We start from the raw sequence: 23,405 nt of genomic DNA, 5'->3' as shown, positions 1-23,405 counted from the left end.
GTCTTCATCGGCGTCGCCGCCGCTCTGCTCGCGGCGCTGCCGCCGCGCGAGGCCACGGCGCTTGCCGCCGTCGCCGCCGCGGCCGGCCTGGCCGGCGCCTTCGCCGACTCGCTGCTCGGCGCCACCGGCCAGGCGATGTACCGCTGCCGCGCATGCGGCAGCGAGACGGAGCGCGCCGCACATTGCGGCGTCGCTGCCGAGCGGTTTCGCGGCTTCGCCTTCCTGGACAACGACCGCGTCAATCTGCTGTCGTCCGCCGCGGCCGGCGCGCTCGCCTGGGCGCTCGGCGCCTTGCTCATTTAGCATGTCAAAAACGGGGCGAAATGAAAAGAAAAACATGTCTCCATGATGAAAAATCTGTTAATATTGGTGTTAGCAACCACCGCAACAAAAGCACTATGCGAATCGAACATCACGATCCAAAGCACCATTAACCAAAGGGAGTGAAGCGATGACGATGACGGCGCACGAAGATGCCGGCTCCGTGCCGATGGTCAAGGCCGAACGGGTGACCCGCGTGTTCGGCAGAGGGGCCGGAGCCGTGCAAGCGCTGAAAGGGGTCGACCTGGATGTGCCGGCGCGCTCGATGGTTGCGCTGCGGGGACGGTCGGGTTCGGGCAAGACGACGCTGATCAACCTGATCGGGGCGCTGGACCAGCCGACGGACGGGAACATCCTGTTCCAGGGGGATGTCATATCGTCCTGGGATGAGAAACGAAGAAGCGCGCTGCGCCGCAAGCGCATCGGACTGGTGTTTCAATCCTTCGGCTTGATGCCGCTGATGTCCGCCGTCGAGAATGTCGAATTCGGCCTGCGCATTGCCGGCGTCCCGGCTTCCGAAGTGCGCGCCCGCGCCCGCGAGGCGCTGGAGCAGGTCGGGATGGGGAGCCGGATGAAGCACAGGCCGGGCGAGCTGTCCGGCGGCGAGCAGCAGCGTGTTGCGATCGCAAGGGCGATCGCCCATCGGCCGGTATTGCTGCTGGCGGACGAGCCGACGGCCGAGCTGGATTCAAAAACCGGGCTGCAGGTCATCGGCCTGTTCCGCCAATTGGTGCAGCGGCTGAACATGACGGTCATTCTGACGACGCATGATCCGAACGTGATGGAAATTATGGACCGGACTTTTACATTGGAGGATGGTCGGATTGTTTGAAATGAAAGCGTTTAACCAAATGAGCGGAAGTCAGGACGCCGCGCCGAACGGGCGCATCCGGCATTCCCGTCGTTCTCTGCTGCTCGGCGGCTTCGCGCTGCTGCTTGCGCTCGTGCCGGCCGGCTGTTCGCTGCTGCCGACGGAGGAAGAGCCGATTCCGCCGCCGCTGATCAAGCCGGCGGAGGAGCAGTACGACACGGTCAAGGTCGCGACCGGCACGATCGAGCGCTATTTCCAGGGGACGGCGACCTTCGTTTCCCGTTCGTCCTCGCAGGTCTATTTTACGCAATCGGGGGGAAGGCTGGTCAAGCTGCACGCCAAAGTGGGCGAGACGGTGAAGAAAGGACAGCTGCTTGCCGAGCTCGATCACGGCGATCTGGAGCTGCGAACAAGCTTGCAGCGGCTCGCCGTCGAGAAGGCCGAAATCGAGTTGAAGCGCAGCCGGGAGGGCGGCGACCCGAACGACATCCGGATGCGCGAAATCGATCTGGAGAGCGCGAAGCTGACGCTGAACGCGCTGGAGGAGCAGATCGTCCGGAACCGGCTCACGTCGCCGATCAACGGCATTGTCACGTATGTGTCCGACATTCAGCCGGGACAAACGGTGAACGCTTACCAGGCGATCTACTCCATAGCCGATCCGAATCAGGTGCAGCTTACATACGAAGCGCAGAATACGTCCGACATCATCGCGGTGCAGCCGGGCATGCAAGCGGAAATCACGTATCAGAAGGAGAAATATACCGGCACCGTGCTGCAAACCCCTTCCTCGGCGCCGCTGTCCGGCGACGAGGCCGAACGCGAGCGCAGCGCCAGGAAGCTGATCCTTCAAACCGACGCCAAAGGGGAAATCGGCCAGTTTGCCGACTTTAAAATTTTTCTGGAACGGAAGGAAAACGTCATCATCATTCCCCGATCCGGGCTTCGAACGTATCTGGACCGCAAGTACGTTCAGGTGATCGACGGGGAGCGGCGGAAGGAAGTCGACGTCGAGGTCGGCATTATGACTTCCACGGAAGTTGAGATCAGGCGCGGATTGGAAGAAGGGCAGGAAGTCATTCTGAACAACTGATCTTTTCGTTCAAGAGAGAAGGCAGGGGATGGGGTTGGCCTTATTAACGATGATATTCCGCAAAATGCTCAAAAACCGCTGGCTGCAGCTCAATCTGTGGCTGGGGTTGACCGTATGCGTCGCGCTGTTCGCTTCGATGCCGATGTATACGGGAGCGATTTTGCAGCGGACGCTGATCAAGGAGCTGCAGCAGCATCAGAGCGACACGGGACAGTTTCCCGGCTGGCTGCGGGTGACGAGCTCGCTTTCCCCCGAAGTGCCGGTAAACGAACGGCCGACCCGTATCAGGGCGGCTGACGAACGGTTCCGAAGCGGGATCGGACAGTTCGGACCGTCTGTCATCGACTGGGCGATCAGGCGCAGCACGCAAAGCTATGAGACGATTCCGCAAAATGCGACCGAGGCCGAGCTGAAATCGAAAAAACCGGCCAACGTCGTCGCCTACTCCAACCTGGAGGATCAGGCCAAGCTGCTCGACGGGCGGATGCCGTCCGCCGAGCCGGTGGACGGCGTCATCGAAGCGGTCGTGACGCAAAAATTTTTGATGGAGTACAAACGGGATCTGGACGCCGTCTTCCAGGTGAACAATTCGGCCACCGGAGAGACGCTGCTGATCAAGCTGGTCGGCGTCATCGAGCAGAAACCAATCGAGGAGGCCTATCTCCGCTCGCGGGTGGAAGGCGGCGGACGGTCGTTCATCGTGGCGTTCGACCTGTTCGAGAAGGAAATAACGGACAAGGGACGGCTGCAAATCATCGGACTCGAATGGCAAGGGGCGTTCGACTACAACGAATTGAAGGTGGCGGGCATCGGGCGGCTGGTAAGCGAGGCGGGCCGGCTCGACCGTTACTTTCTGAACCGGCTCGGCATGCATACGATGGATTTTCCGGCGCTTGCGACCGTCGGCGAATATTTGAAGACCGAAGAGCGGCTGAATCAGCTGTTGTGGGCGCTGTACGCGCCGGTTATCATCATGCTCGCTTTTTATCTGCTGCTCGTATCGAATAAAATCGTCGAAGGGCAGAAAACGGAAATCGCGGTTCTGCGAAGCCGGGGCGCGAGCCGGCTGCAAATCGTGCTGGCCTATGCGGCGGAAATCGTCATTCTCGGCTTGCTGGCGTTCGCTGCGGGACCGTTCGTCGGCTACGGCTTTACGATTATGCTCGGCGCTTCCGACGGCTTTCTCGAATTCGTCAACCGCGCCGCCTTGCAGGTGGAGTTCAATTCGAAGGCGCTCGCTTCTTCGGCGCTGGCCGTCCTCGGCGCGATCGTGCTGACGCTGCTGCCGGTCGTGCGCGCCGCGAGGGTTTCGATCGTCGACCGCAAGCGGACGGTATCCCGCACGGAAGGCTGGACCTTCTGGCACAAGAGCGGTATCGACCTGATCCTGATCGGCATATCGGTCTATTTGCTGTACGGCTTCCGCCGGCGGATGGACGATTTGCAAAATCTCGGTCTGGACGCCGGCATGATGAGCATGGACCCGCTGTTGTTTTTGACGCCGGCGCTGTTCGCGCTCGGCGGCGGACTGCTGCTGCTGCGGATCTATCCGCTGTTCATCCGGCTCGTGTATGCGCTCGGCCGGCGCCGCTGGCCGCCCGCGCTGTACTCGGTGCTTATTCAGATCAGCCGCTCGTCGAGACAATATTTGACGATTCAGATGTTTCTCATTTTGACGGTCGCGACCGGGTTGTTCAGCGCTCACGCGGCCCGTACGATCAACGATTACGAGGAAAACAAGATCCGGTATGCGAACGGCGCGGACATTACGCTGTCGACGCTGTGGGAGAACGACGCGCCTCCGCCGCAGATGATGGGCGGACCGCAGCCGCCCGCAGCGGAAGCGGCCGAGCCCGCGCCGGCGCCGAAGCGGGTGCAGTATACGGAGCCGCCGTTCCTGCCGTTCACGGAGCTGGAAGGCGTGCGGTCCGCCGCCCGCGTGTTCCGCAAACCCGACGCCAATTATGCGAGCGACGGCAAGAATGGCGGGACGGCTACGTTACTCGGCATCCGGACCGACGAGTTCGGCGCGACCGCCTGGATGCGCGACGGCTTGCTGGACCGGCATATCAATCATTATTTGAACCTGATCGCGACTGATCCGAAGGCCGTGCTCATTTCCCGTTCGGTGGCGGAGGAAAGCGGATTGAAGCCCGGCGATCCGATCCGGATCGGCTGGAACGGACTCGACAGCGCGCTGTTCACCGTCTACGGCATCGTGGACTACTGGCCTTCGTGGAACCCGAACCCTCCGCCGACGGAAGCCGGCAGCGGGAACGCCCTGGCATCGCGCCCCCAATTGATCGTCGCGCAGCTGGCGACGATTCAGAACCGCCTTGCGCTGGAGCCGTACGAAGTTTGGCTCAAGCTGGAACCCGGAGCGTCAAGTTCGGACGTTTATGAAGATATCAAAAATAAAGGGCTGCGCATCACGAGCCTCAAAGATACGTCGCAGCTGCTGATCCGGTCCAAGAACGATCCGTTCCGGATGGCGATTAACGGCGTCATGACGCTTGGCTTCGTCATTTCCATTGTGATCAGCTTTTGCGGTTTTCTGCTGTTCTGGGTGCTTACGCTGTCGGGAAGAACGCTGCAGTACGGCGTATTGCGGGCGATGGGCATACCGTACGGGCAGCTGGTCGGCATGCTCGTCAGCGAGCAGATATTGACGTCGGGCGCGGCGGTTCTGATCGGCTGGCTCTGCGGCCGCCTGACCGGCGAATGGTTCGTTCCGCTGTTCCGGATGTCCTTCCATCCGTCCGAGCAGGTGCCGCCGTTCCGGGTCGTTCACGAGCTGGGCGATTATGCGCAGTTGTTCGGCGCCGTCGCCTTCATGCTGGCGGCCGGGCTTGCGATACTCGGATACCGGATGTTCCGTATCCGCGTTCATCAGGCGCTGAAGCTGGGGGAGGAATGAACGGATGATCGTATGCGACGGACTCGTTAAAATCTATAAGAGCGCGGATCTGGAAGTCGTGGCGCTGCAGGGACTCGATCTCCGCGTCGAGCCGGGGGAGCTGATGGCGATTGTCGGCAACAGCGGCAGCGGCAAATCGACGCTGCTCAACATGCTGGGCGGCCTCGACCGGCCGTCTGCGGGCAAACTGACCGTTGCCGGCAAAGATCTGCTGTCGATGAGCGACCGTGATTTGATCCGCTACAAGCGGGAGACGGTCGGCTTCGTCTGGCAAAACAATGCGCGCAATCTGATTCCGTATCTGACCGCGCAGGAGAACGTCGAGCTGCCGATTCTGCTGCGGGGCCGCCGCCGCAAGGCGAGGGCGCTGGAGCTGCTGGAAGCGGTCGGCCTGCAGGACCGCCGCCGCAACCGGCTGAGCGAGCTGTCCGGCGGCGAACAGCAGCGGGTGGCGATCGCCATCGCGCTTGCGAACGAGCCGCAGCTGTTGCTCGCCGACGAGCCGACCGGCTCGCTCGACACGAAGACGTCGGATCAGGTGCTCGATTTGTTTCGCAAGCTGAACCGGGAGCTCGGTCTGACGATCGTCATCGTGACGCACGACCCGCATCTCGCCCGCAAGGTGGACCGGGTCGTCGCGATTCGGGACGGCCGCACCTCGTCGGAGATGCTGCGGCGGCGCTCCTATGCGGAAGAGCTGGCCGAGCTGGAGCGGAAAGGAGCGGAATCTGCCGCGGCGGAGGAAGAGAGCCATGTCGAATATGCGGTGATCGACAAGGCCGGCCGGCTGCAAATACCGGCCTCTTTCCTCGAGGCGGAAGGCTTCAAGGACCGGAACAAAGTCCGGGTCGAATGGGAAGACGGCCGCATCGTGCTCCGGCCGCCGGATGCGGATGAAACCTGACGGCAGCATCGAATTGTTTCGGGAGATGGAGATCCGGTACTCCGTCAAGTCGTCTGGTCCGGCGAACTGTTTTCTTTCTCGTGGGACAGCGTGGGCCGCTATTGGCGAGGCGGGTTTCTGAAGCCGGGGGAAGACGGCCGGCTGTACGGCACGACGCTCGGCAGGCTGTTCCGCTTCGACATCCGGCGGAGGGCGCCCCGTTTCGCGGTGAAACGGGACGCCCTCGCTTTGTCGTACGTATTTATTTGGCGGTCAATTGCTCCATCTGCTCGATCAGATTTTCGAACACGCTCATCGCCTGCTCGACCGGCTCCGGCGTGGACATATCGACACCGGCTTTTTTCAAGATGTTGATCGAGAAATCGCTGCCGCCGCTTTTCAGGAAGCCGAGGTAACGGTCCACCGCCGGCTTGCCTTCGTCCAGTATTTGCTTGGCGAAGCTGGTAGCGGCGGAGAAGCCCGTCGCATATTTGTACACATAGAAGCTGGTGTAGAAATGGGGAATGCGCGCCCACTCCATCTCGATCTCCTTGTCGACGGTCATGTCCTTGCCGTAATACAGCACGTTCAGATCGTAATAGATTTTGCACAGCTCCTGCGGCGTGAGCGATTCGCCCTTCTCGGCCTTCTCGTGAATGATCATTTCGAATTCGGCGAACATCGTCTGGCGGAACACCGTCGTCCGGAACTGATCGGCATAGTAGGTGAGCAAATACATTTTCTCTTTCGGATCGGTCGTCTTGTTCAGCATGTAGTCCATCAGCAGCGCCTCGTTCAGCGTGGAGGCCACTTCCGCCAGGAAGATGGTGTACTGCGCGTTGCGGTAATCCTGATTAGCGTCGGAAAAATACGAATGAAGCGCGTGGCCCATCTCATGCGTCAGCGTAAACATGCTGTTCAAATTATCCGAATGGTTCAGCAGCACGTACGGATGCGTGCCGTAGGCGCCCCACGAATAAGCGCCGCTGCGCTTGCCTTCGTTCTCGTAGACGTCGATCCAGCCGTTGTCGAACCCTTCCTGCAGCGCGTTCAAATAGTTCGTGCCGAGCGGCTGCAGACTTTCCTTCACGATTTTCTTCGCTTCCTCGAACGGAATTTCCATCTTGAACTCTTCAACGAGCGGAGCGAACAGGTCGTACATATGCAGCTCGTCGACGCCGAGCAGCTTTTTGCGAAGCTTCATGTAACGGTACATGAGCGGAAGATGCTCGTGAACGGTGCCGATCAGATTCGTATAGACGTCCTTCGGAATGTTGTCCCCGTACAGCGACATCTCCAGAACGGACGGGTATTTGCGCGCCTTGGCGTAAAAAATGTTTTTCGTTACATTCGCGTTCAGCGTGGCGGCGATCGTATTTTTCAGTTTACCGTACGTTTCGTACATCGCCTTGAATGCTCCTGCGCGCACGTCGCGGTTTTTACTCTCCAAAAACTGTATGTATCGGCCGTGAGTCAGCTCGACTTCTTCCCCTTGCTCGTTCTTCACTTTCGGGAATTTCAGGTCGGCGTTGTTCAGCATGTTGAAAATCGTGCCCGGCGCCTGGCTGACGTTGCCGACTTGCGCCAGCAGCGCTTCTTCGCTTCTGGACAGAATATGCGCTTTCTGGCGGCGCATTTCCTTCAGCGTATGATGGTACTTGGCGAGAGAAGGATCGGCGATCATCGCATCCAGCGTTTCGTCCGGCAATTCCAGCACTTCCGGCGTAATGAACGAGAGCGCTTCGTTCGTTTCCACGCTGAGCCGCTTCGCTTTGTCCGCAAGCGCCTGGTAGACCGGCTCCGCCGTATCCTCGTGATGCTTCATGTTGGCGTAGACGTATAGCCGTTCCGTATGAAGGGACAGGTCGTCTTCGAGCTCGAAACATGCTTTCAGCTGCTGCGGATCGGCCAGTTTGCCCTGGTAGTCGGCGATTTGTTTGATCAGTTCCTTCGCCACTTCGTATTCTTTGTCCCAGGCGGCCTGATCCGGAAACAGATCCTCAAGCCTCCAACGGTGCTCCGGCGCGATTTCGGATCGTTTCGGTACGTGTTTCATCGTATTCCTCCTCGGTAAACTGGTTGATTGACCGCTTTCCGCCGAATGGCCGAAAACCGGCGCATCTTTGGCGAACCCCGCCAGCAGACAGAACGACAGTACCAGGGACAGCCATTTCAAGCGTCGATCACCTCTTGAACGGTTTATTTGTCCCTATTATGTCCACCTGCCGCGTTTTTACCTCTGCAAGCGCGGTCTTGCCCGCAGCGGTCCGGTTCCTCCGATTCCGTAAATCGGGCAAACGGCGGCCGTTGCCGACAGCCGGCAGGGCCGGCCGCTTACTGCATCCTCCCGAAGTTGAGCAGGCTGTAGACGATCAGAAAAAAGGCGAATGCAATGAGCGCGATAGCCGTCAGCGCCATTCCGCGGCGCAAAGAAGGCGGAATGGAGTCGCGCTTCATGATCAGCACAAGGCCCAGCGAAAAAGCTAAAATGACGAAAATGACAATGGCAGTCGTATCCATGCGCCAGCCCCATCCTCCCCGTTTAGACATGTATGCGCTGCGCGTACCCGTTATGTTCGCCGCAGAGGGGCGGTTTTCCTTCCCTTCCCGGCGCCCGTGCCGGAAAACGCGGCAAAAAAAGGACAAAACGGCTGCGCAGCGCCGGTTCCCCGAGGCGTTCAAACGCTATCAAATGCTTCTGAAGGCGGACAATATTTTTTCCCGCTCCTCCGGGCGCTCCTTGAAATCTTCCTCCCGGAAGCGGTTCTCCGCCCAGTTCAGCATTTCCGGCCGGCTGAGAAACGTATGGCATTCCTCGCCCCACTGGTCGGATATTTCGCGGACGATCAGCGCCTTGCCTTGCACTTCAACGGTCAACATATTGTATTTGTCCGTTTTGTAAATCTCGTATTTCTTGAACATGACAGCTTCGTCCCCTTTTCTTCGTTTCCCCTCATCATAGCCAATCGGGAGGATAGAAATCAATACGCAGCGGTGGTAAGATAGAATTCGCAGCCATCATTTTTCGGCATGGACAAGATCAGCGCAGAAGTGACGAGAAGAGACGAGGAGAGATGAGCGAATGAAAAAGTATGAACAATCCGGCGTGGCGATGACTTGCCGGGGCATGGAGGAGTATCGTCGAATGTTCGCGCTGACGGACGGCCTGCTAGCGGCGGGCGAAATACTGGACGTGGCCGCGGGCGCTTCGTCGTTTGTCGCCGACGCGACGCGGTCCGGATATCGGGCTGTAGCCGCCGATCCCCGCTACGGGCTGCCTCCCGGCGAATGGCTGGCCGAAGCGGCCGGGGAAATCGGCGTTTCGTCGCGGAAGATCGCCGCGCTTGCGGATATTTACGATTGGAGCTTTTACGGCGATCCGGCGCATCATCGGCTGATGCGGGAAGCATCGCTTGCCCGGTTTGCCGAGGACATCGCGTCGCCGGATGCGCAAGAGCGGTACGTTCCGGGCGCGCTGCCCGAGCTGCCGTTCGCGAGCGACCGGTTCGATCTGGTTTTGTGCAGCCATTTTCTGTTCTTGTACGGCGAGCAGTTCGGCGAGCATTTTCATGAGCGGTCGTTGTTGGAACTGCTGCGCGTCTGCAAGCCGGGCGGCGAAATTCGGATCTATCCGCTCGTGGACTTGGCGTGGAAACCTTATCCCGGGCTCGACGGACTGATCGAGCGGATCGTCAGGCAAGGCGCGTCGGCCGAACGGCTGCCGTCGCAGCTTCCGTTTATTCCGCATTCGGACCGGCTGTTGCGAATTGTCAAGGGCGGTGTTCACGACAGTCATTGCATTTTGACCGAGGAAACGTTATAATGGATTTACTCGTCGTATATAACGGCGGTCAATTTAGGAGGTTGTTCATTTGAAAGGAACAGTTAAGTGGTTTAACGCAGAAAAAGGCTACGGATTCATCCAAGTCGAGAACGGCGAAGACGTCTTCGTTCACTACTCGGCAATCCAAGGCGACGGATTCAAAACGTTGGACGAAGGTCAAACGGTTGAATTCGATATCACTGAAGGCAATCGCGGACCGCAAGCAGCTAACGTCACCAAGTTATAAGAAACAAGTTCGTACGAACTTCTTATAATAGCGAGTGCAGACAGGACAGAGAATCCCAGGAACGCCCGGGGTTCTCTTTTTTTGCGTTTGCCGGACGACCATTCGGCAGCGGAGGCGTTGTCCCGCAGGACACGGTGCGGCCGGCCTTTACATGGATGCGCTTTCGAGCTGGGCGAAAACCGTCGCCGCATGCCCGTAAGGGGCCGTACCGCCGGTTGCGGATTGTGCAGCCGGCAGCGATGGGAAGTTCGCACATGCGCGGCGAGGAGCGGATAGGATGGCGGACGCAAGCGAATATGCCGCGCCTTGCGGCCCGGCAATCGTATTCAGGACGTATAGAGCAAGTTGGAGGCGGGAGAAGCGGAAGCGTAGTCGAGCTGTTCGATAAAGGCTGCGGCATCGGTGTTGTTCAGCTTGTAATTTGCGGAAGCGTGATAGCGGCGCAGGTCGCCGGCATAGACGAGCTGCAGCTTGTCGCAAGCGAGAATGTCGGCCGGCGTCATCAGCGAAGGGTGCTTGTTAGCGAGCGGCATCCCGTGGTCGTGCAGCAGCCAGGAAACGAATTCGGTGCAGAAATAAGCCTGCTTGCGCCGCAGCGGTATATCGAGCATGACGCCGAACAACCCGAGAAAATTATACCGGTATCGATTGCTGTTGCATTTGAAATATTCGATGCGCCTTCTGATCCGTTCGTATACTTCGGGCTGCACTGCAAACGAAAAGATGACGCAATTCGTAAACCGGTTCTCGTCGCGAACCAGATTTCCGAACACTTCCTCTTTGGTGAAGCCGCCGAGAAACGGATTGCGGGGGTTTAATCTTCCGAAGCCGTACACTTCGCTTAAATGTTCGTCAAATGAAATCGAGGCATGGTTGAGCGAATGCCGGGTATAAAACCGTATGCATTTGGACAGCCAGGTGCCGGTATCGCTAAGGAGGATATAGAGCTTCTTATTCTGCATAGCAACCACCTTTGAACGATTGAACTATTCCTGGAAATATTGCTTGAAAAATCCTGATGATGTCATTGTATCGTTGCGGCCGGGGGAACCGAAACCGTCTGCCGGCGGGATCGGAAGCCGGACTTTGGTCGGGGGAGCAAATGCGGTAAAAAAAGCTGCCCTATATTCAAGACGATTAAGGGGCAGCTTTGGTTGCGGGAATTTGCGAGTTGAGCCCGTCAATCCACGATGGTCAGGATGTCATCGATTTCCTTGCGGGCGAGCTTGTTCGTTTGTCCGGACGGATGGCCGAGCGCGATGACCATATTGATGTCGCGGGAATCGTCAATGCCGAGATACGCTTTGAGCTGCTTCTCCGCGAGCAGCACCGGTCCGGTCATCGGGCAGGTCGCCAGACCCAGGGCATGAGCGGCCAGCATCAGGTTTTGCGCGGCGAGGCAGCTGCTTTTGATGCCTTCCTCCCGCCATACTTCATCCGGAACGAGGCCGATCGGGTCGAAAATCCGCTCCCGAAATTTCGATTCGTAGGGAGTGGCGAGACAGACGATGAGCGCAGGCGCATCGGAGAAGGCGGTCGCATACGGTCCGAACGACTTGAGAAGAAGCTTCGCTTCCCGCTCCAGTCCCCTGCCTGCCGCTTCCTCGGCCCGGATGTGAAGCTGCTCCCATGTCATCTCTTCGATCGCTTTGATTTTGGCGCGGTTCGTAATGGCGATAAATTCCCATGTCTGCGAATTGGTGTCGCTCGGGGCGTACCGCGCGCAATCGATCAGCTCGCGAATGTGCTGGACGGAGACCGGTTCCTCGGTAAACTTGCGGATGCTCCGGCGCTCGTGGATGACTTGTTTCAAATCCTCGTATTTCATCTTATTCAACTCTTTCGTCTTTTTCTACTTCCAATATTATAGAAAATGAACGGTTGTTGCAAAAATTCAGCCCGCCCGGCGGTCGGCCCAATGCTTGGCCAGAAAACCGGCCGCGGCGATCAGGGCGAGCGCAGCCCCCAGATCGAAAAAGAGCCCGCGTCCGAAATGCTGGTAGACGTAGCCGCCGACAATGCCGCTGGCGATGCCGGCGAAGCCGGCCCAGACGATCGTATAGACGGCCAGTCCGGAGGAACGGTATTCGTCCGGGATGACGCCCGACAAATAGCGCAGCGCGGTGGCGTAGTAAATGCCGAACGTGACGCTGTGCATCGCCTGGATCACGACAAACCATTCCGGCTGCCGCACCTGGCCGAGCAGCAGAAACCGGAGCGCATACAGCAAGCTGGCGATGAACAGCAGCGGCAGCTCGCGGAATTTGTGGCCGTACTTGCCGAGCAGGTAAAATACCGGAATTTCGCTGACGGCCGATATCATCCAGGCGGCGCCTACCAGGGCGTCGCTCGCTCCCATCTGGCGCATCATCACGGCGAGAAATCCTTCGTTCAGCCGGTGCACGACCGAGAAGATGAACACGAGCGTGAAGAAGATGAGCAGATCCGGCTGCCGGATAATGCGGAAGAAGCCGGAAAACTCGATCTTGCGCAGGCTGCCGCTGTAATCCTTGAGCAGCGCGGACAGACCGAAGGTGATCCCGATCGTGGCGAGAGCGACCGCAAGCGTCCATTCGGAGCCGATCTCCTTCAGCAGAAGACCGAGCAGCAGAGCGGCGCTGGCGAATCCGAGGGAGCCGAAGATGCGCACGAGCGTAAACGGCACGCCGGTGTGGCGGACCGAAAGCAGAATGAGACTGTCGGTAAGCGGATTGACCGGCGTCTGAAAAAAATAAAAGCCGATCATCGCCGCACAGATCAGCGTGAACTGATCAAGCGGAAACAGCAGCGCAATCATGGCGAGCTGTCCGAGCAGAAGCAGCATCAGCAGCTTCTTGATCGTGCGATATTTGTCGCTGATCATCCCTGTCAGCAGATTGGCGAATATCGAGATGAAAGGGCCGGTCGAATAAATAATGCCGATCTGCTGCTCCGTAAAGCCGCGGTCGAGAAAGTAAAGCGGGAAATAGGAGACGACGACGGCCGTGGTCGTGTAAGAAAAGAAGCTGAACGACCGAAGCATAAACGTTTCTTTGGCCGCAGAGGCGGAACGTGTCTCGGCGGCCGGTGCATCTGCAGGTTTCAAATTGATCTCTCCACCTTGTTTCGTTTATCTCTAAGCGCCGTATCGATCGGATGGACGCGGCGCAGCGCGAAGCCGACAAAGGCGAACTCGGCCGCAAGGCCGAACGACTGCGCAAGCGCGCCGATCGCTCCGTTCCATGACGGATTCAACCCGATCAGCACGACCAGCATCAACACGGTCATGCCGAGGTTTGCGGCTTGCGAGCCGAAGATGAGCTTCGTCTGGCCGCGAACCATGACAAGGCCGTTAAGGGCGTCCAGCCACGGCATGACAAGCGCAAGCGGAATAAAAGCGCGCAGGGCGCTCAGGCTTTCGTCCCGAAGCTCGCCGCGCACGGCCATCGCGTGCTCCAGCAGCCATTCCCCGACCGGCGTGAACGCGAGCACGGCAATGAGCAGCGCGGGAACGAAACCGAGCGTCAGGGTGAAGCGGCGGACCGCTCCCGGATCGATTTTATAGAAATTAAGCACGATCTGGTGAAAGTAGCTGAAGAAGCTGGTCACCAGATTGACGAGACTGCCCGCGATGGCGAAGGAAGCGATGGCGAGCGCGGCATCGCCGGTTTTCCCCAGCCAGGCGTTGATCGTCGGACCGATCCAGACCGTAATGAAGGCCGACAGCAGAAGCGGGCGGTAAAAAGAAAAGACCTGTCCCTTCGATTCGACGGTATGTTCCGGATCTTTCGCCGGAAGCCGGCGGATGAGCCGGCGGCCTTCCGCGAAGCTGATCGCCGCCTCGATCATCATGCCCGCAAGGAAGATGATCGCGCCGACCCGGCCGCTCGTCACGCCCGTTCGAATAAAGTAGAGCGACAGCAAATACATGCCGGCCAGCCGGATCACCATGCCGATGGTCAGCCACTTGGTGCGCAATTGGAAAATGATGACGCCTTGATACAGACAACGAATGCCGGAAAAGACGCTGACGAACATCAACACCCGGTAGACGTCGAGAACATATGGATATTGCGAAGCCGATACGCCGAACAGTCCCATAAAGATCCATTCGCCAAGCGACGTATAGCTGACCAGAAAGCCGAGCGCCATAATGCTGACGAATACCGCTTGTCCGACGAACAGCATCGAGGAGAACGAAGTGCGGTCGCGCACCAGGGCGGAGCAGGTCTGCCTGAGCAGCACGGCCGGCCGCTCGGTGATCGTCAGCAAGCTCATGGCGACGGCATAACTGGCAATGATCGTCTCGGGATCGGGCGCTCTCGCAAGCGTGCCGTTAATAATAACGTGAGAGATGGTAACGAGACTGGCGGATATGCCGAGCGGCAAAAAAAACGTCCACAGCCGCTTCATCGGCACCCGCTGCGCGGATTCGTTCATGCGTTGCGGTTCCCTCCCGGGGTCGTTGCTTCCAGCAAGAAATTCGCTATGCTTTCTCTTTGAAAAGCTTTCTATATGAAATATATGTGAATCAGTATATCACGCCTCGGGCGGCTTGAGGGCCTTTTCCGCGAAAAAGTCCGGACTCGCCGCAGCAGATCAATTATCGCTGGATTAATAAGTCTTGGATATGGTACATTTATGTCTGGAGGTTTACCATGGGGAACTATCGGTTTGTATGGGACGAACGTCTCGGCATTCCGCTGCCGAGGCTGGAAGCGGAATGGGAGGCGTACGACGAAGACGAACGAAAAGCGATTGTCGAACAGTGGGAGACGATTCGCGGCACGATACCGGAGCGGGTGCTCCATCTGGAGCGGATCATCGTCGCCAAGCAATCGCAGCTTGAAGAAGAGGAAGACTTCGAACGTTCCTGCCGGCTGAACGGCGAAATTGCCGAACTGGCCAGCCGCATCCACGATCTGCATATCTGGTACCGCATCGATCAGGAGGTCGAACCGCGTACCCATTTCTGACAGATGGAAGGAGAGAAGGAGGCGCGGCCGATGGACGACACTGGAGGGCGCTTCAGCCTGCGCGTTCCGCAGGAGCCTCTGCTGCTCATGTATCGCGTCTATAAGTACGTGCTTCCCGATGTTTCGGCGGAGCTGGCGAAACTCCGGTCGGCGGCGGAGCGCATCCCTGACGCCGAGCTCCGCGCCCAGGCGCTGGCCAGCATGGAGGCCAAGCGATTCCATTGCCAGGGCGGCGCGGTCTACGCGGCGGCCGACCCGGACATGCGGCATGTCCTTATTCCGCTGATCGTCGCGCTGCAGACGATCAGCGATTATCTGGACAATCTGTGCGACCGGAGCACGTCGCTCGATCCGGACGACTTTCGTCTGCTGCACCGCGCGATGCTGGACGCGGTCGATCCGACGTCGCCGCTGACGGACTACTATGCTTACCGCAACGAACGCGACGACGGCGGCTATTTGCATATGCTTGTCGAGACATGCCGGCAGTGCGTGAGCCGGCTTCCGTCCTTTGCCGTCGTACAGCCGTACGTGACGGAGCTGGTCGGGCTGTACGGCGATCTGCAGGTTTACAAGCATATCCGGTTCGATTTGCGCGAATCCCGTCTGCTCGAATGGTGGGCGCTTCACCGGGATCGCTGCCCGCAGCTGTCCTGGAATGAATTCGCCGCGGCGGCGGGATCGACGCTCGGGATGTTCGCGCTGTTTCTCGCCGCGTCGCGGCCCGGCCTGACGGACGAGGCCGCCAGGACGTTCCGCGACGCCTATTTCCCGCATGTCTGCGGGCTGCATATTCTGCTCGATTATTTGATCGATCAGGAAGAGGACCGCGGAGGCGGCGATCTGAACTTCTGCCGCTACTACGACAGCCAGGAGACGCTCGTCCGCCGGATCGGTGCTATTGCGGCGAATGCCCGCCGCGATGTGCGGCGGCTGCCGGCGCACAGGTTTCACCGGCTCATTATCGAGGGGCTCCTCGCGCTTTATCTGTCGGACCCGAAAGTGCGCAGTCAGGCCGATGTTCGCCGGGTATCCCGCCTGTTGCTGCGCAACAGTCCGATGACGCGATTGTTTTTATTGGTCAACAGCAAGTGGATCCGGATTCGGAACGTTTAGGTCAAAGGAGCGCTTGCGATTGACCGGTCTTCCAAGAAACACACGAGATGGAGGTATAATATGTCAGCTGTTAAATCGATTGCCGTCCTGACTAGCGGCGGCGACTCGCAAGGAATGAACGCCGCGGTGCGCGCCGTCGTGCGGAGCGCATTGTACCACGGCCTGGAAGTGTACGGAATTCAGCGGGGATATCAGGGGCTGATCAACGACGATATCCGGCCGATGGACCTGCGCAGCGTCGGCGACATTATTCAGCGGGGGGGAACGATTCTGCAGACGGCCCGCTGCAAGGAATTTTTGACGCCGGAAGGCCAGCAGCGCGGAGCGGAGGTGCTGCGCGCGCGCGGGATCGACGGGCTGGTCGTCATCGGCGGCGACGGTTCGTACCAAGGAGCCAACAAGCTGAGCAAGCTCGGGATCAAGACGATGGGGCTGCCCGGCACGATCGACAACGATATTCCGTTCACCGACTTCACGATCGGATTCGATACGGCGGTCAGCATCGTCGTCGACGCGATTAACAAACTGCGCGATACGATGACGTCCCACGAGCGTTCGTCGGTTGTCGAAGTAATGGGCCGCCATTGCGGCGACATCGCGCTGTATGCCGGTCTGGCCAGCGGAGCCGAGACGATTCTCGTTCCGGAAGTGCCGTTCAATCTCGACGAGGTGGCGATGCGGATGCAGGAGAACTTCCGTCACGGCAAGCGGCACAGCATCATCGTCGTTGCCGAAGGAGTCGGGGACGGCGAAGAGATCGCCGCCAGAATCGCGGAGCTCAGCGGCATCGAACCGCGCGTGACTTGTCTTGGCCATATTCAGCGCGGAGGTACGCCGACGCACAACGACAGGGTGCTCGCGAGCCGTCTTGGCGATTTCGCCGTGCAGAAGCTGATCGAAGGCGAATCCGGCAAAGCGTGCGGCATCATTAAAGGCGAGCTGGTCACGACGGATATCGATCTGGTGACGAGCACGAAGAAGGAATTCAATATGGAGCTTTACAATCTGGCGCTCCGCCTCTCGCAATAAGGAGAGCCGCGGGAGAAGCCGGGCAAGCTGAAACGGCCGACCGCCCCGGTCCGAGAATGGGGGCGTTCGGCCGTTTCAGCTTCGGGAAGCTTGGCCGCCTATGTCAATGCCGCTCCTCATGCTGAAGCCGCTCCAGCACGGCCAGTATTTCTTCGGTCGGGCGGTTGCCTTTGGCCGCGAATGCGATCCGGCCGCTGCGGTCGATGACATACACGATGCGCTGCTGCGCGATCAGTCCGAACAGCTTGCCTACATCGTACGCCTTGCGAATCGATTCGTCCCGATCGGCGACGATCGGAAAATCGAAACCGTGTTTGCCCGCGAAGCGGAGGTGCTGTTCGGTAGAACCGGCATTGACCCCGATGACGAGCGCGCCGAAGCGGTCGTAGTCTTCCTTTGCATCCCGAACGGCGCACAGCTGCTTCGTGCAACCGGGCGTGTCGTCCATCGGATAAAAAATAAGAACGATCGGCTGCCGACCGATATAGTCCGCAAGACGGACGTTTCCTTTCGTGCTTTCCGCTTCGAACAGCGGCGCTTCCGCACCGACGCTTAGCATAAGTATCCCCTCCATTTAAATGGCGATTGGCCTATCCGCGCTCTGCGCGACGGCTTGCTTTCATTATACACGTAGGCGTAAGGAGAGAAGTGGCGATGATGTTGTATAAAATCGAAATTCAGTTTCCGGAACAGAAGGCGTATCTCGTGCTGCTGGCCGAAAACGACCAGAAAGCGTTTGCGGCGCTTGAGGCGCATATCGACCGGCATTATTTGAAGGCGCCCGGGCCGTACGAAGCAGCGATCGTCGAGAAAAAGCGGCCGGAGCCGGGCAGCGGCTACCTCATCGAAGGATAACAGACGCTTGAAGCAAGAAGGAAGCCTGCGCCGGCAGACGCCGCACAGGCTTCCTTCTTGCGAGCTTTCGCAAAACATAAAGCTTCGCCCTTGCGAAAGCGAAGCCGTTCTTGCGTGGAACCGTCACGGATCGTAAGATCCGTGTTCAGTGCAAAAGCGTTTCCTTCTGCACTTCGCAAATGCTGTACTGCACAATTTCGATTACATCTTCGGGCTCAAGGAGCCCCATTCCATCCCGCAGCACAATGTTGAGCTGACGTTCGCGTTCGGTCAGGCAAGGGTACAGCTCTGGTGCCAGTTTCTCGACGATCCGCGACAGTGTGACAGTTTCCATAACCATCTGCAATCACCCTTTCATGTTCATGATGAGGGTAGAACGTATGGCAAGAAACGCAAACCACGGGATACTATTATTATAACAGTTAAGCCTGCAAAAATATAGAGAGCGTATTGGAATTCCATCTTTGCCCTGCGGCCGAAAGGCAAGCCTTCAATCGTCTATCCGCCGGAATTCGCCCATAATGCCGGCCGTTTCCACAATGTTGACGAATGCCCGGGCGTCGACGGACCGGATCAATTTGCGAAGCTCGTGCAGCTCGTAACGGGTCGTGACGGTCATGAGCATATCTTGCTTTGCGGAAGAATATCCGCCCCTAGTCGGAATGACCGTAACCCCCCGCGGGCGGGTCAGCAGCCGCTGAAGCATCTCGTCGGTTTTCGTCGTGACGATAAAGGCGGTCACTTTAACGTGCCGGATATGCACCAGATCGACGACTTTGCCGGCGGTAAAAATCGATACGAGCGAATAGAGCGACGGCTCCCAGCTGCGGGTGATCAAACCGAGCAACACGACGACAAGGCCATTCAGCAAAAAAATGACCATGCCGACAGGGAAGTCCCGCTTCTGCGTAACGATGGACGCCACGATATCGAACCCGCCGGAAGACCCGCCGTAGCGCAGGGCGATGCCGCTGCCCAAACCGAGCAGAATGCCGCCGAATACCGCCCCGAGCAATATATCGTTGGCGATCGGAGCGACCGGGATGATCTGCATGAAGAAAGTGGCGGTCAATACAGAATAAATGCTCCATCCGATGAACCGCCGGCCCAGGCGATACAAGCCCCAGACGAGGACCGGAACGTTAAGGGCGAGATAGAGCCAGCCGATATTCCCGCCGACGACGTAGCCGATGATCATCGCGAAGCCGGATAGACCGCCGCTTAGCAGTTGATGGGGAATGAGGAGCCGATTGAAGCCGAAGGCGATGAGCAGGGAACCGATCGTCATAATGAGCGCCGTAATGGCGAACCGGACGTAGTTCATCCTTATCACATCCTTCCTGACCATCCGACGAACTTAGTATGCGTCATTGCGGTGAACTGGTATTCGTGTTTGCATGTGTGTTATAATGAATTGAATTTTCAAGAAGGCTGAAGATAAAAGGAGTTTGAAGAAGTTTGAAAACATTCGCTGATTTCGGCCTGGAACCAAAAGTGTTGCAGGCGATTACGGAGCTTGGATTCGAGGAAGCTACGCCGATTCAATCCAAGTCGATCCCGATTGCGATGACCGGAAGTGACCTGATCGGCCAAGCGCAGACCGGCACAGGCAAAACCGCGGCATTCGGGCTTCCGCTTATTCACAAAATTCCGGCAAGCGAGGATCGCATCGTGGCGCTCATCATGACGCCGACGCGCGAGCTTGCCATTCAAGTCTCGGAAGAAATCGGCAAGCTGTCGCGGTTCAAAGGACTGCGTACGCTGCCTATCTATGGCGGACAGGAAATCGGCCGTCAGATTCGCGCCTTGAAGAAACGTCCACAAATTATTATCGGCACGCCGGGACGGTTGCTTGACCATATCAACCGCAAAACGATCAAGCTGGACGACGTTCAAACCGTCGTGCTGGATGAAGCGGACGAAATGCTCGATATGGGTTTCATGGAGGATATTACGGCGATTTTGTCGCTCGTCCCCGAAGAGCGGCAAACGATGCTGTTCTCCGCTACGATGCCGCCGAATATTCAGAAGCTCGCCCAGCAGTTTCTGAAAAATCCGGTACATGTCTCCGTTATTCCCAAGCAAGTAAGCGCGCCTCTGATCGAACAATCCTACATCGAGGTTCAGGAACGCCAGAAGTTCGAAGCGCTATGCCGGCTGCTTGATATCGAATCGCCGGAACTCGCAATTATATTCGGCCGTACGAAACGCCGGGTGGACGAGCTTAGCGAAGCGCTTCAGAAGCGCGGCTATTCGGCCGACGGCCTGCACGGCGACCTGTCGCAAAACCAGCGCGACAATGTGATGCGCAAATTCCGGGACGGCAGCATCGACGTCCTTGTGGCGACGGACGTTGCCGCGCGCGGGCTTGACGTATCCGGCGTTTCGCATGTTATCAATTTCGACCTTCCCCAGGATCCCGAAAGCTACGTGCACCGGATCGGCCGTACCGGCCGCGCCGGCAAGGAAGGATCTGCGTGGAGCTTCGTAACGCCGCGCGAGATCGATCATCTCCGCTTTATCGAGAAAGTGACGCGCCACCGTATTGCGCGGAAGCCGCTGCCGACGATGGCGGAAGCGATCGAGGGCAAACAGAAAGTGCAGGCGGAACGGCTGCTTGAACTTGTTCATCGCGACGATATTCAGGAATATAAGGGCATCGCCATTCATTTGCTGGAGCAGTACGATTCCGTTCATCTGCTTGCGGCAGCCATCAAGCTGCTGACCGGAGAGAAGAAGGATGTCGATATCGAGCTGACGCCGGAAGAGCCGATTCGGGCGAAGAAGCGCAGACCGGACATCCGTTCGAGCGGGCGCCGTTTCTCCGGCGGATCGTTCGGCAGCAACCGCGGCAGCGGCAACTACCGCGGCCGGGGCGGCAGCAACCGCACATACGGAAGCGGAAGTTCCCGCGACGGGGGCAAAGGCCGCTTCGACAGCCGCGGCGATTACCGCAAATCGAAATCGGAAGATTATATGGACCGCTAAACGAAGGAAGCCGGAGAATGCCGACCGCGCCGGCGGGCGCCGGGCTTTCCCCGGCTTTAATTTTTTGGCGGGTGTCCGTGGCCGGCCGTATAGAATGGCCGGTAACGGCTCTGCATCCCGACAGGTCTCTGGCATATCGGTCCGCTATGTATTATAGTTAGGGTAAACATCTGTTTGCGCAGGGGGAACCGCTATATGGAAATGAGAGGCGTCATGGGTGGCTTTTATAAAATATCCGAATGGATTATGCGGTTGTCCGTGACGAATGTATTATGGTTAATCTGTTCGCTTCCTTTTGTGTTTTTTATTTTCACCACCCTGTTTTCGGAAAATGTGGATCAATTGTACAGCGGACTCTTCATTTCCGCAGTCGTTGCGCCTTTTACGCTGTTTCCGGCTACGGCCGCGATGTTTACGGTTGCCCGCAAATGGGTGATGGGGGAAGTGGACGTGCCGTTGTTCCGCACTTTTTTCCGGGGCTATAAAGAAAATTACGTGCAGAGCATGGTGGGCGGCATTTTGTATGCGCTTTTGTTCGTCATTCTGATTATCGATTTCCGCGTTTATTTGAACGGCATGACGTCGCTGCAGCTCATTTCGTATGTATTTCTCGGACTGATGTTCGTGCTGGCCGTTTCGCTGTTCAACTTTTTCTCGATGGTCGTCCACTATCATATGAAAACGCTGCAATTGATCAAAAACGCCATTCTGATTACGATCGGCAAGCCGTTGCGCTCGCTCTCGACGCTTATTATGGCCGCCGTCGTCGTCTATATCAGCTCAAAATTCACGTTCCTGATCCCGTTCTTCATGGGCAGCGTTATCGCGTATTTGTCGTTCTGGAATTTCTACATTATTTACCAGAAAATTCAGGAGCAGGCGGAGAAGGCCGCCAAGGCCGAAGAGGAAGCCGCGCTGGAGAACGGCGAGGACCGGACGGAGGAAAGCAAGTAGCCGGGCGCGTACAAGCCGGCTGGTTACCAATGTCTTTCCTTGCAGCAATTCACGCACGGCGCGACGTTTACTTTTTCCCGCGAACAGACTATAATAAGAAAGCAGAAAGTCCTGCGGTGTACGTTTCGGCTTAGTCGTTGTTTTGAACCAATGGCTGTTTCAAGGGAGTTCTATATTGGAACGAGGCTGTCATGCCCTCGAAAAGGGACTTCAAATTCGTTCCTGCGGACACCCACCTGCGAGTGCGGGTTCAGAAACATGCAGGTCGGACGGCATTTGCGGGGTTTCACATCCAAAAGTTAGGGTTCTGATTCAACAATCAGGGCCTTTTTTCATGGTCTTTTTCATGGTATGATAAGAAATAGCTTACATAGATGCCGGAGGGGGAGGATCTTGTTTTGTTAAAGCGGACCTTGGTCGGGCTGCTGCGCAGTCATGAACTGACAGGAGACAAGGCGAAAGACCCTTTGCTGAAATCCCACTATTACAAGCTGTCCAAAGAGAAGGCTTGGGAAGAAGTAACGTCCACGCTGAAGAAGATGCAGGGCTACAAAGTGTTGCACGAGGTGCCGTCCGTCGGGGAAATCGTCATGGAGAAACGAACGCTAAGCGGCCGTACGATGGATATTACGGTATCGGTGATCAGCGTGTCCCCGGTGTTGTCGGCCGTTGATATTTATTCGGCATCGCGCGGATCGTTCGGGGATTTGGGATCGAACTACAGGGTTATTCTGGAAATTTACAGAACGCTGGACAAGAAACTCGCGGCATACAAGACCGACGGTCGATAAGAACCAAACAAAGCGAGGAAGGAGCCCCTTCACTCGCTTTGTTCATATATGGATCGAAAATATCAGCTGATCGCTTTCACCGCTTCGAGCGCTTTCTCGTAATTCGGATGCTCGGTCATTTCGGACAAATATTCGACGTACTGGATCGTATCGTTCGCATCGATGACGAAGATCGACCGCATATCGAGCGCCAGTTCCTTGATCAGAACGCCGTAGGCTTCGCCGAAGCTGTTCGTTTTGTAGTCGGAAAGCATGACGACTTTGTCCACACCGGCCGCTCCGCACCAGCGGGCTTGCGCCATCGGCAGGTCGACGCTGACCGTCAGCACGACGACATTGTCGCCCAGCTTGGCGGCTTCTTCGTTAAAGCGGCGGGTTTGCGCGTCGCATACGCCGGTGTCGATCGAAGGCACAACGCTGATCAGCTTGATTTTACCGGCAAAATCGGCAAGCGTGACCGTTTCGGTCAGCGATTTGTTCAAGGTGAAGTCCGGCGCCTTGTCGCCTTTTTTCAATTCGGGACCTACGAGGGTAATCGGGTTGCCTTTGAGCGTTGCAACGCCCGTACGTTCTTGCGGCATGAATACGTCCTCCTTCAAAATTGAATGGTGGATACCAAATT

25 protein-coding genes and 1 other RNA gene are annotated in these 23,405 nt (G+C 57.7%); 15 read left to right on the top strand and 11 right to left on the bottom strand.

All coding sequences use genetic code 11. From position 1 onward, the window contains the following. From ABEV74_RS06655 to ABEV74_RS06635, 5 genes are all read left to right on the top strand, one after another. Positions 1 to 303, top strand: a 303-nt coding sequence (locus ABEV74_RS06655; protein ID WP_430144574.1) for a DUF92 domain-containing protein, incomplete at its 5' end; no start/stop codon positions are given. A 148-nt stretch (positions 304 to 451) separates the two neighbouring features. Then, positions 452 to 1,153 carry an ABC transporter ATP-binding protein gene (locus ABEV74_RS06650; RefSeq protein WP_430144571.1) on the top strand — a complete coding sequence of 234 codons (702 nt, stop codon included), beginning with the start codon at positions 452 to 454 and terminating at the stop codon, positions 1,151 to 1,153. 1 nt (position 1,154) lies between these two features. Next, positions 1,155 to 2,225 carry an efflux RND transporter periplasmic adaptor subunit gene (locus ABEV74_RS06645; RefSeq protein ID WP_430144576.1) on the top strand — a complete coding sequence of 357 codons (1,071 nt, stop codon included), beginning with the start codon at positions 1,155 to 1,157 and terminating at the stop codon, positions 2,223 to 2,225. 28 nt (positions 2,226 to 2,253) lie between these two features. Next, positions 2,254 to 5,142, top strand: a complete 2,889-nt coding sequence (locus tag ABEV74_RS06640) for an ABC transporter permease (RefSeq protein ID WP_430144569.1) — start codon at positions 2,254 to 2,256, stop codon at positions 5,140 to 5,142. A gap of 4 nt (positions 5,143 to 5,146) precedes the next feature. Then, positions 5,147 to 6,046: an ATP-binding cassette domain-containing protein gene (locus ABEV74_RS06635; RefSeq protein WP_430144566.1), complete on the top strand. Its 900-nt coding sequence runs from the start codon at positions 5,147 to 5,149 to the stop codon at positions 6,044 to 6,046. A 241-nt stretch (positions 6,047 to 6,287) separates the two neighbouring features. On the opposite strand, the gene pepF is transcribed toward ABEV74_RS06635, so the two are convergent. From pepF to ABEV74_RS06620, 3 genes are all read right to left on the bottom strand, one after another. Further along, entirely contained in the window at positions 6,288 to 8,081 is a 1,794-nt protein-coding gene (pepF, locus tag ABEV74_RS06630) for an oligoendopeptidase F (RefSeq protein ID WP_062497042.1), read from the bottom strand. A gap of 278 nt (positions 8,082 to 8,359) precedes the next feature. After that, positions 8,360 to 8,545, bottom strand: coding sequence for a hypothetical protein (locus ABEV74_RS06625; protein WP_213528363.1), 186 nt, complete (start codon positions 8,543 to 8,545; stop codon positions 8,360 to 8,362). A gap of 168 nt (positions 8,546 to 8,713) precedes the next feature. After that, the gene (locus ABEV74_RS06620) at positions 8,714 to 8,947 is read right to left on the bottom strand and encodes a hypothetical protein (protein ID WP_062494236.1); all 234 of its coding nucleotides are present in this window, start codon (positions 8,945 to 8,947) and stop codon (positions 8,714 to 8,716) included. Positions 8,948 to 9,107: 160 nt separating this feature from the next. Here ABEV74_RS06620 and ABEV74_RS06615 point away from each other — a divergent pair, with 160 nt between their 5' ends. Continuing rightward, positions 9,108 to 9,848, top strand: a complete 741-nt coding sequence (locus tag ABEV74_RS06615; protein ID WP_430144563.1) for a class I SAM-dependent methyltransferase — start codon at positions 9,108 to 9,110, stop codon at positions 9,846 to 9,848. A gap of 49 nt (positions 9,849 to 9,897) precedes the next feature. Next, positions 9,898 to 10,095 (top strand): cold shock domain-containing protein, encoded by a 198-nt coding sequence (locus ABEV74_RS06610; protein WP_062494232.1) that lies wholly within the window; start codon positions 9,898 to 9,900, stop codon positions 10,093 to 10,095. A 326-nt stretch (positions 10,096 to 10,421) separates the two neighbouring features. Here the strand turns inward: ABEV74_RS06610 and ABEV74_RS06605 are convergent, their stop codons facing one another. The 4 genes from ABEV74_RS06605 to ABEV74_RS06590 all read right to left on the bottom strand — a co-directional run bounded on the left by ABEV74_RS06605 (position 10,422) and on the right by ABEV74_RS06590 (position 14,514). After that, positions 10,422 to 11,057, bottom strand: coding sequence for a C40 family peptidase (locus ABEV74_RS06605; RefSeq protein WP_430144560.1), 636 nt, complete (start codon positions 11,055 to 11,057; stop codon positions 10,422 to 10,424). Positions 11,058 to 11,275: 218 nt separating this feature from the next. Then, positions 11,276 to 11,923 (bottom strand): nitroreductase family protein, encoded by a 648-nt coding sequence (locus ABEV74_RS06600; protein ID WP_062494230.1) that lies wholly within the window; start codon positions 11,921 to 11,923, stop codon positions 11,276 to 11,278. 66 nt (positions 11,924 to 11,989) lie between these two features. Beyond that, on the bottom strand, positions 11,990 to 13,180 hold the full coding sequence (locus tag ABEV74_RS06595; protein WP_430144557.1) for an MFS transporter: 1,191 nt from the start codon (positions 13,178 to 13,180) through the stop codon (positions 11,990 to 11,992). Then, positions 13,177 to 14,514: a hypothetical protein gene (locus ABEV74_RS06590; protein WP_062494226.1), complete on the bottom strand. Its 1,338-nt coding sequence runs from the start codon at positions 14,512 to 14,514 to the stop codon at positions 13,177 to 13,179. The genes ABEV74_RS06595 and ABEV74_RS06590 overlap by 4 nt, the downstream gene beginning before the upstream one ends. A 218-nt stretch (positions 14,515 to 14,732) precedes the next feature. On the opposite strand from ABEV74_RS06590, the gene ABEV74_RS06585 reads away from it, so the two are divergent. The 3 genes from ABEV74_RS06585 to pfkA are packed head-to-tail and all read left to right on the top strand — an operon-like array spanning position 14,733 to position 17,195. After that, positions 14,733 to 15,050: a hypothetical protein gene (locus ABEV74_RS06585; protein ID WP_062494225.1), complete on the top strand. Its 318-nt coding sequence runs from the start codon at positions 14,733 to 14,735 to the stop codon at positions 15,048 to 15,050. 30 nt (positions 15,051 to 15,080) lie between these two features. Continuing rightward, positions 15,081 to 16,166, top strand: coding sequence for a tetraprenyl-beta-curcumene synthase family protein (locus tag ABEV74_RS06580; protein WP_430144553.1), 1,086 nt, complete (start codon positions 15,081 to 15,083; stop codon positions 16,164 to 16,166). A gap of 60 nt (positions 16,167 to 16,226) precedes the next feature. Next, positions 16,227 to 17,195 carry a 6-phosphofructokinase gene (gene pfkA, locus ABEV74_RS06575; protein WP_062494223.1) on the top strand — a complete coding sequence of 323 codons (969 nt, stop codon included), beginning with the start codon at positions 16,227 to 16,229 and terminating at the stop codon, positions 17,193 to 17,195. A 103-nt stretch (positions 17,196 to 17,298) separates the two neighbouring features. Here the strand turns inward: pfkA and ABEV74_RS06570 are convergent, their stop codons facing one another. Next, the gene (locus ABEV74_RS06570; RefSeq protein WP_430144550.1) at positions 17,299 to 17,754 is read right to left on the bottom strand and encodes a peroxiredoxin; all 456 of its coding nucleotides are present in this window, start codon (positions 17,752 to 17,754) and stop codon (positions 17,299 to 17,301) included. Positions 17,755 to 17,849: 95 nt separating this feature from the next. Between ABEV74_RS06570 and ABEV74_RS06565 the strand changes: the two genes are divergently transcribed. Next, the gene (locus tag ABEV74_RS06565) at positions 17,850 to 18,050 is read left to right on the top strand and encodes a DUF3906 family protein (RefSeq protein ID WP_062494219.1); all 201 of its coding nucleotides are present in this window, start codon (positions 17,850 to 17,852) and stop codon (positions 18,048 to 18,050) included. Positions 18,051 to 18,195: 145 nt separating this feature from the next. Here the strand turns inward: ABEV74_RS06565 and ABEV74_RS06560 are convergent, their stop codons facing one another. Continuing rightward, entirely contained in the window at positions 18,196 to 18,390 is a 195-nt protein-coding gene (locus ABEV74_RS06560) for a hypothetical protein (protein WP_062494217.1), read from the bottom strand. A gap of 150 nt (positions 18,391 to 18,540) precedes the next feature. Next, positions 18,541 to 19,374, bottom strand: a complete 834-nt coding sequence (locus ABEV74_RS06555) for a YitT family protein (RefSeq protein WP_430144547.1) — start codon at positions 19,372 to 19,374, stop codon at positions 18,541 to 18,543. Positions 19,375 to 19,508: 134 nt separating this feature from the next. On the opposite strand from ABEV74_RS06555, the gene cshA reads away from it, so the two are divergent. From cshA to ABEV74_RS06535, 4 genes are all read left to right on the top strand, one after another. Then, a complete protein-coding gene (cshA, locus tag ABEV74_RS06550) occupies positions 19,509 to 21,038 on the top strand; it encodes a degradosome RNA helicase CshA (RefSeq protein ID WP_062494213.1) in 1,530 nt (509 codons plus the stop codon). Between the two features lie 195 nt (positions 21,039 to 21,233). After that, on the top strand, positions 21,234 to 21,992 hold the full coding sequence (locus ABEV74_RS06545; protein WP_430144544.1) for a YesL family protein: 759 nt from the start codon (positions 21,234 to 21,236) through the stop codon (positions 21,990 to 21,992). A gap of 105 nt (positions 21,993 to 22,097) precedes the next feature. Then, positions 22,098 to 22,281, top strand: a non-coding RNA gene (gene ssrS, locus ABEV74_RS06540) — 6S RNA. A gap of 109 nt (positions 22,282 to 22,390) precedes the next feature. Further along, positions 22,391 to 22,783 (top strand): DUF1499 domain-containing protein, encoded by a 393-nt coding sequence (locus ABEV74_RS06535; RefSeq protein WP_082655300.1) that lies wholly within the window; start codon positions 22,391 to 22,393, stop codon positions 22,781 to 22,783. Between the two features lie 62 nt (positions 22,784 to 22,845). Here ABEV74_RS06535 and tpx read toward each other — a convergent pair whose 3' ends face one another. Further along, entirely contained in the window at positions 22,846 to 23,364 is a 519-nt protein-coding gene (gene tpx / locus ABEV74_RS06530) for a thiol peroxidase (RefSeq protein ID WP_062494207.1), read from the bottom strand. Positions 23,365 to 23,405 lie beyond the last annotated feature (41 nt).

It is taken from the genome of Paenibacillus cisolokensis (assembly GCF_050481165.1).
Lineage (GTDB): Bacteria > Bacillota > Bacilli > Paenibacillales > Paenibacillaceae > Paenibacillus_AH > Paenibacillus_AH cisolokensis.
This window is presented reverse-complemented; position numbering and strand designations above follow the sequence as displayed.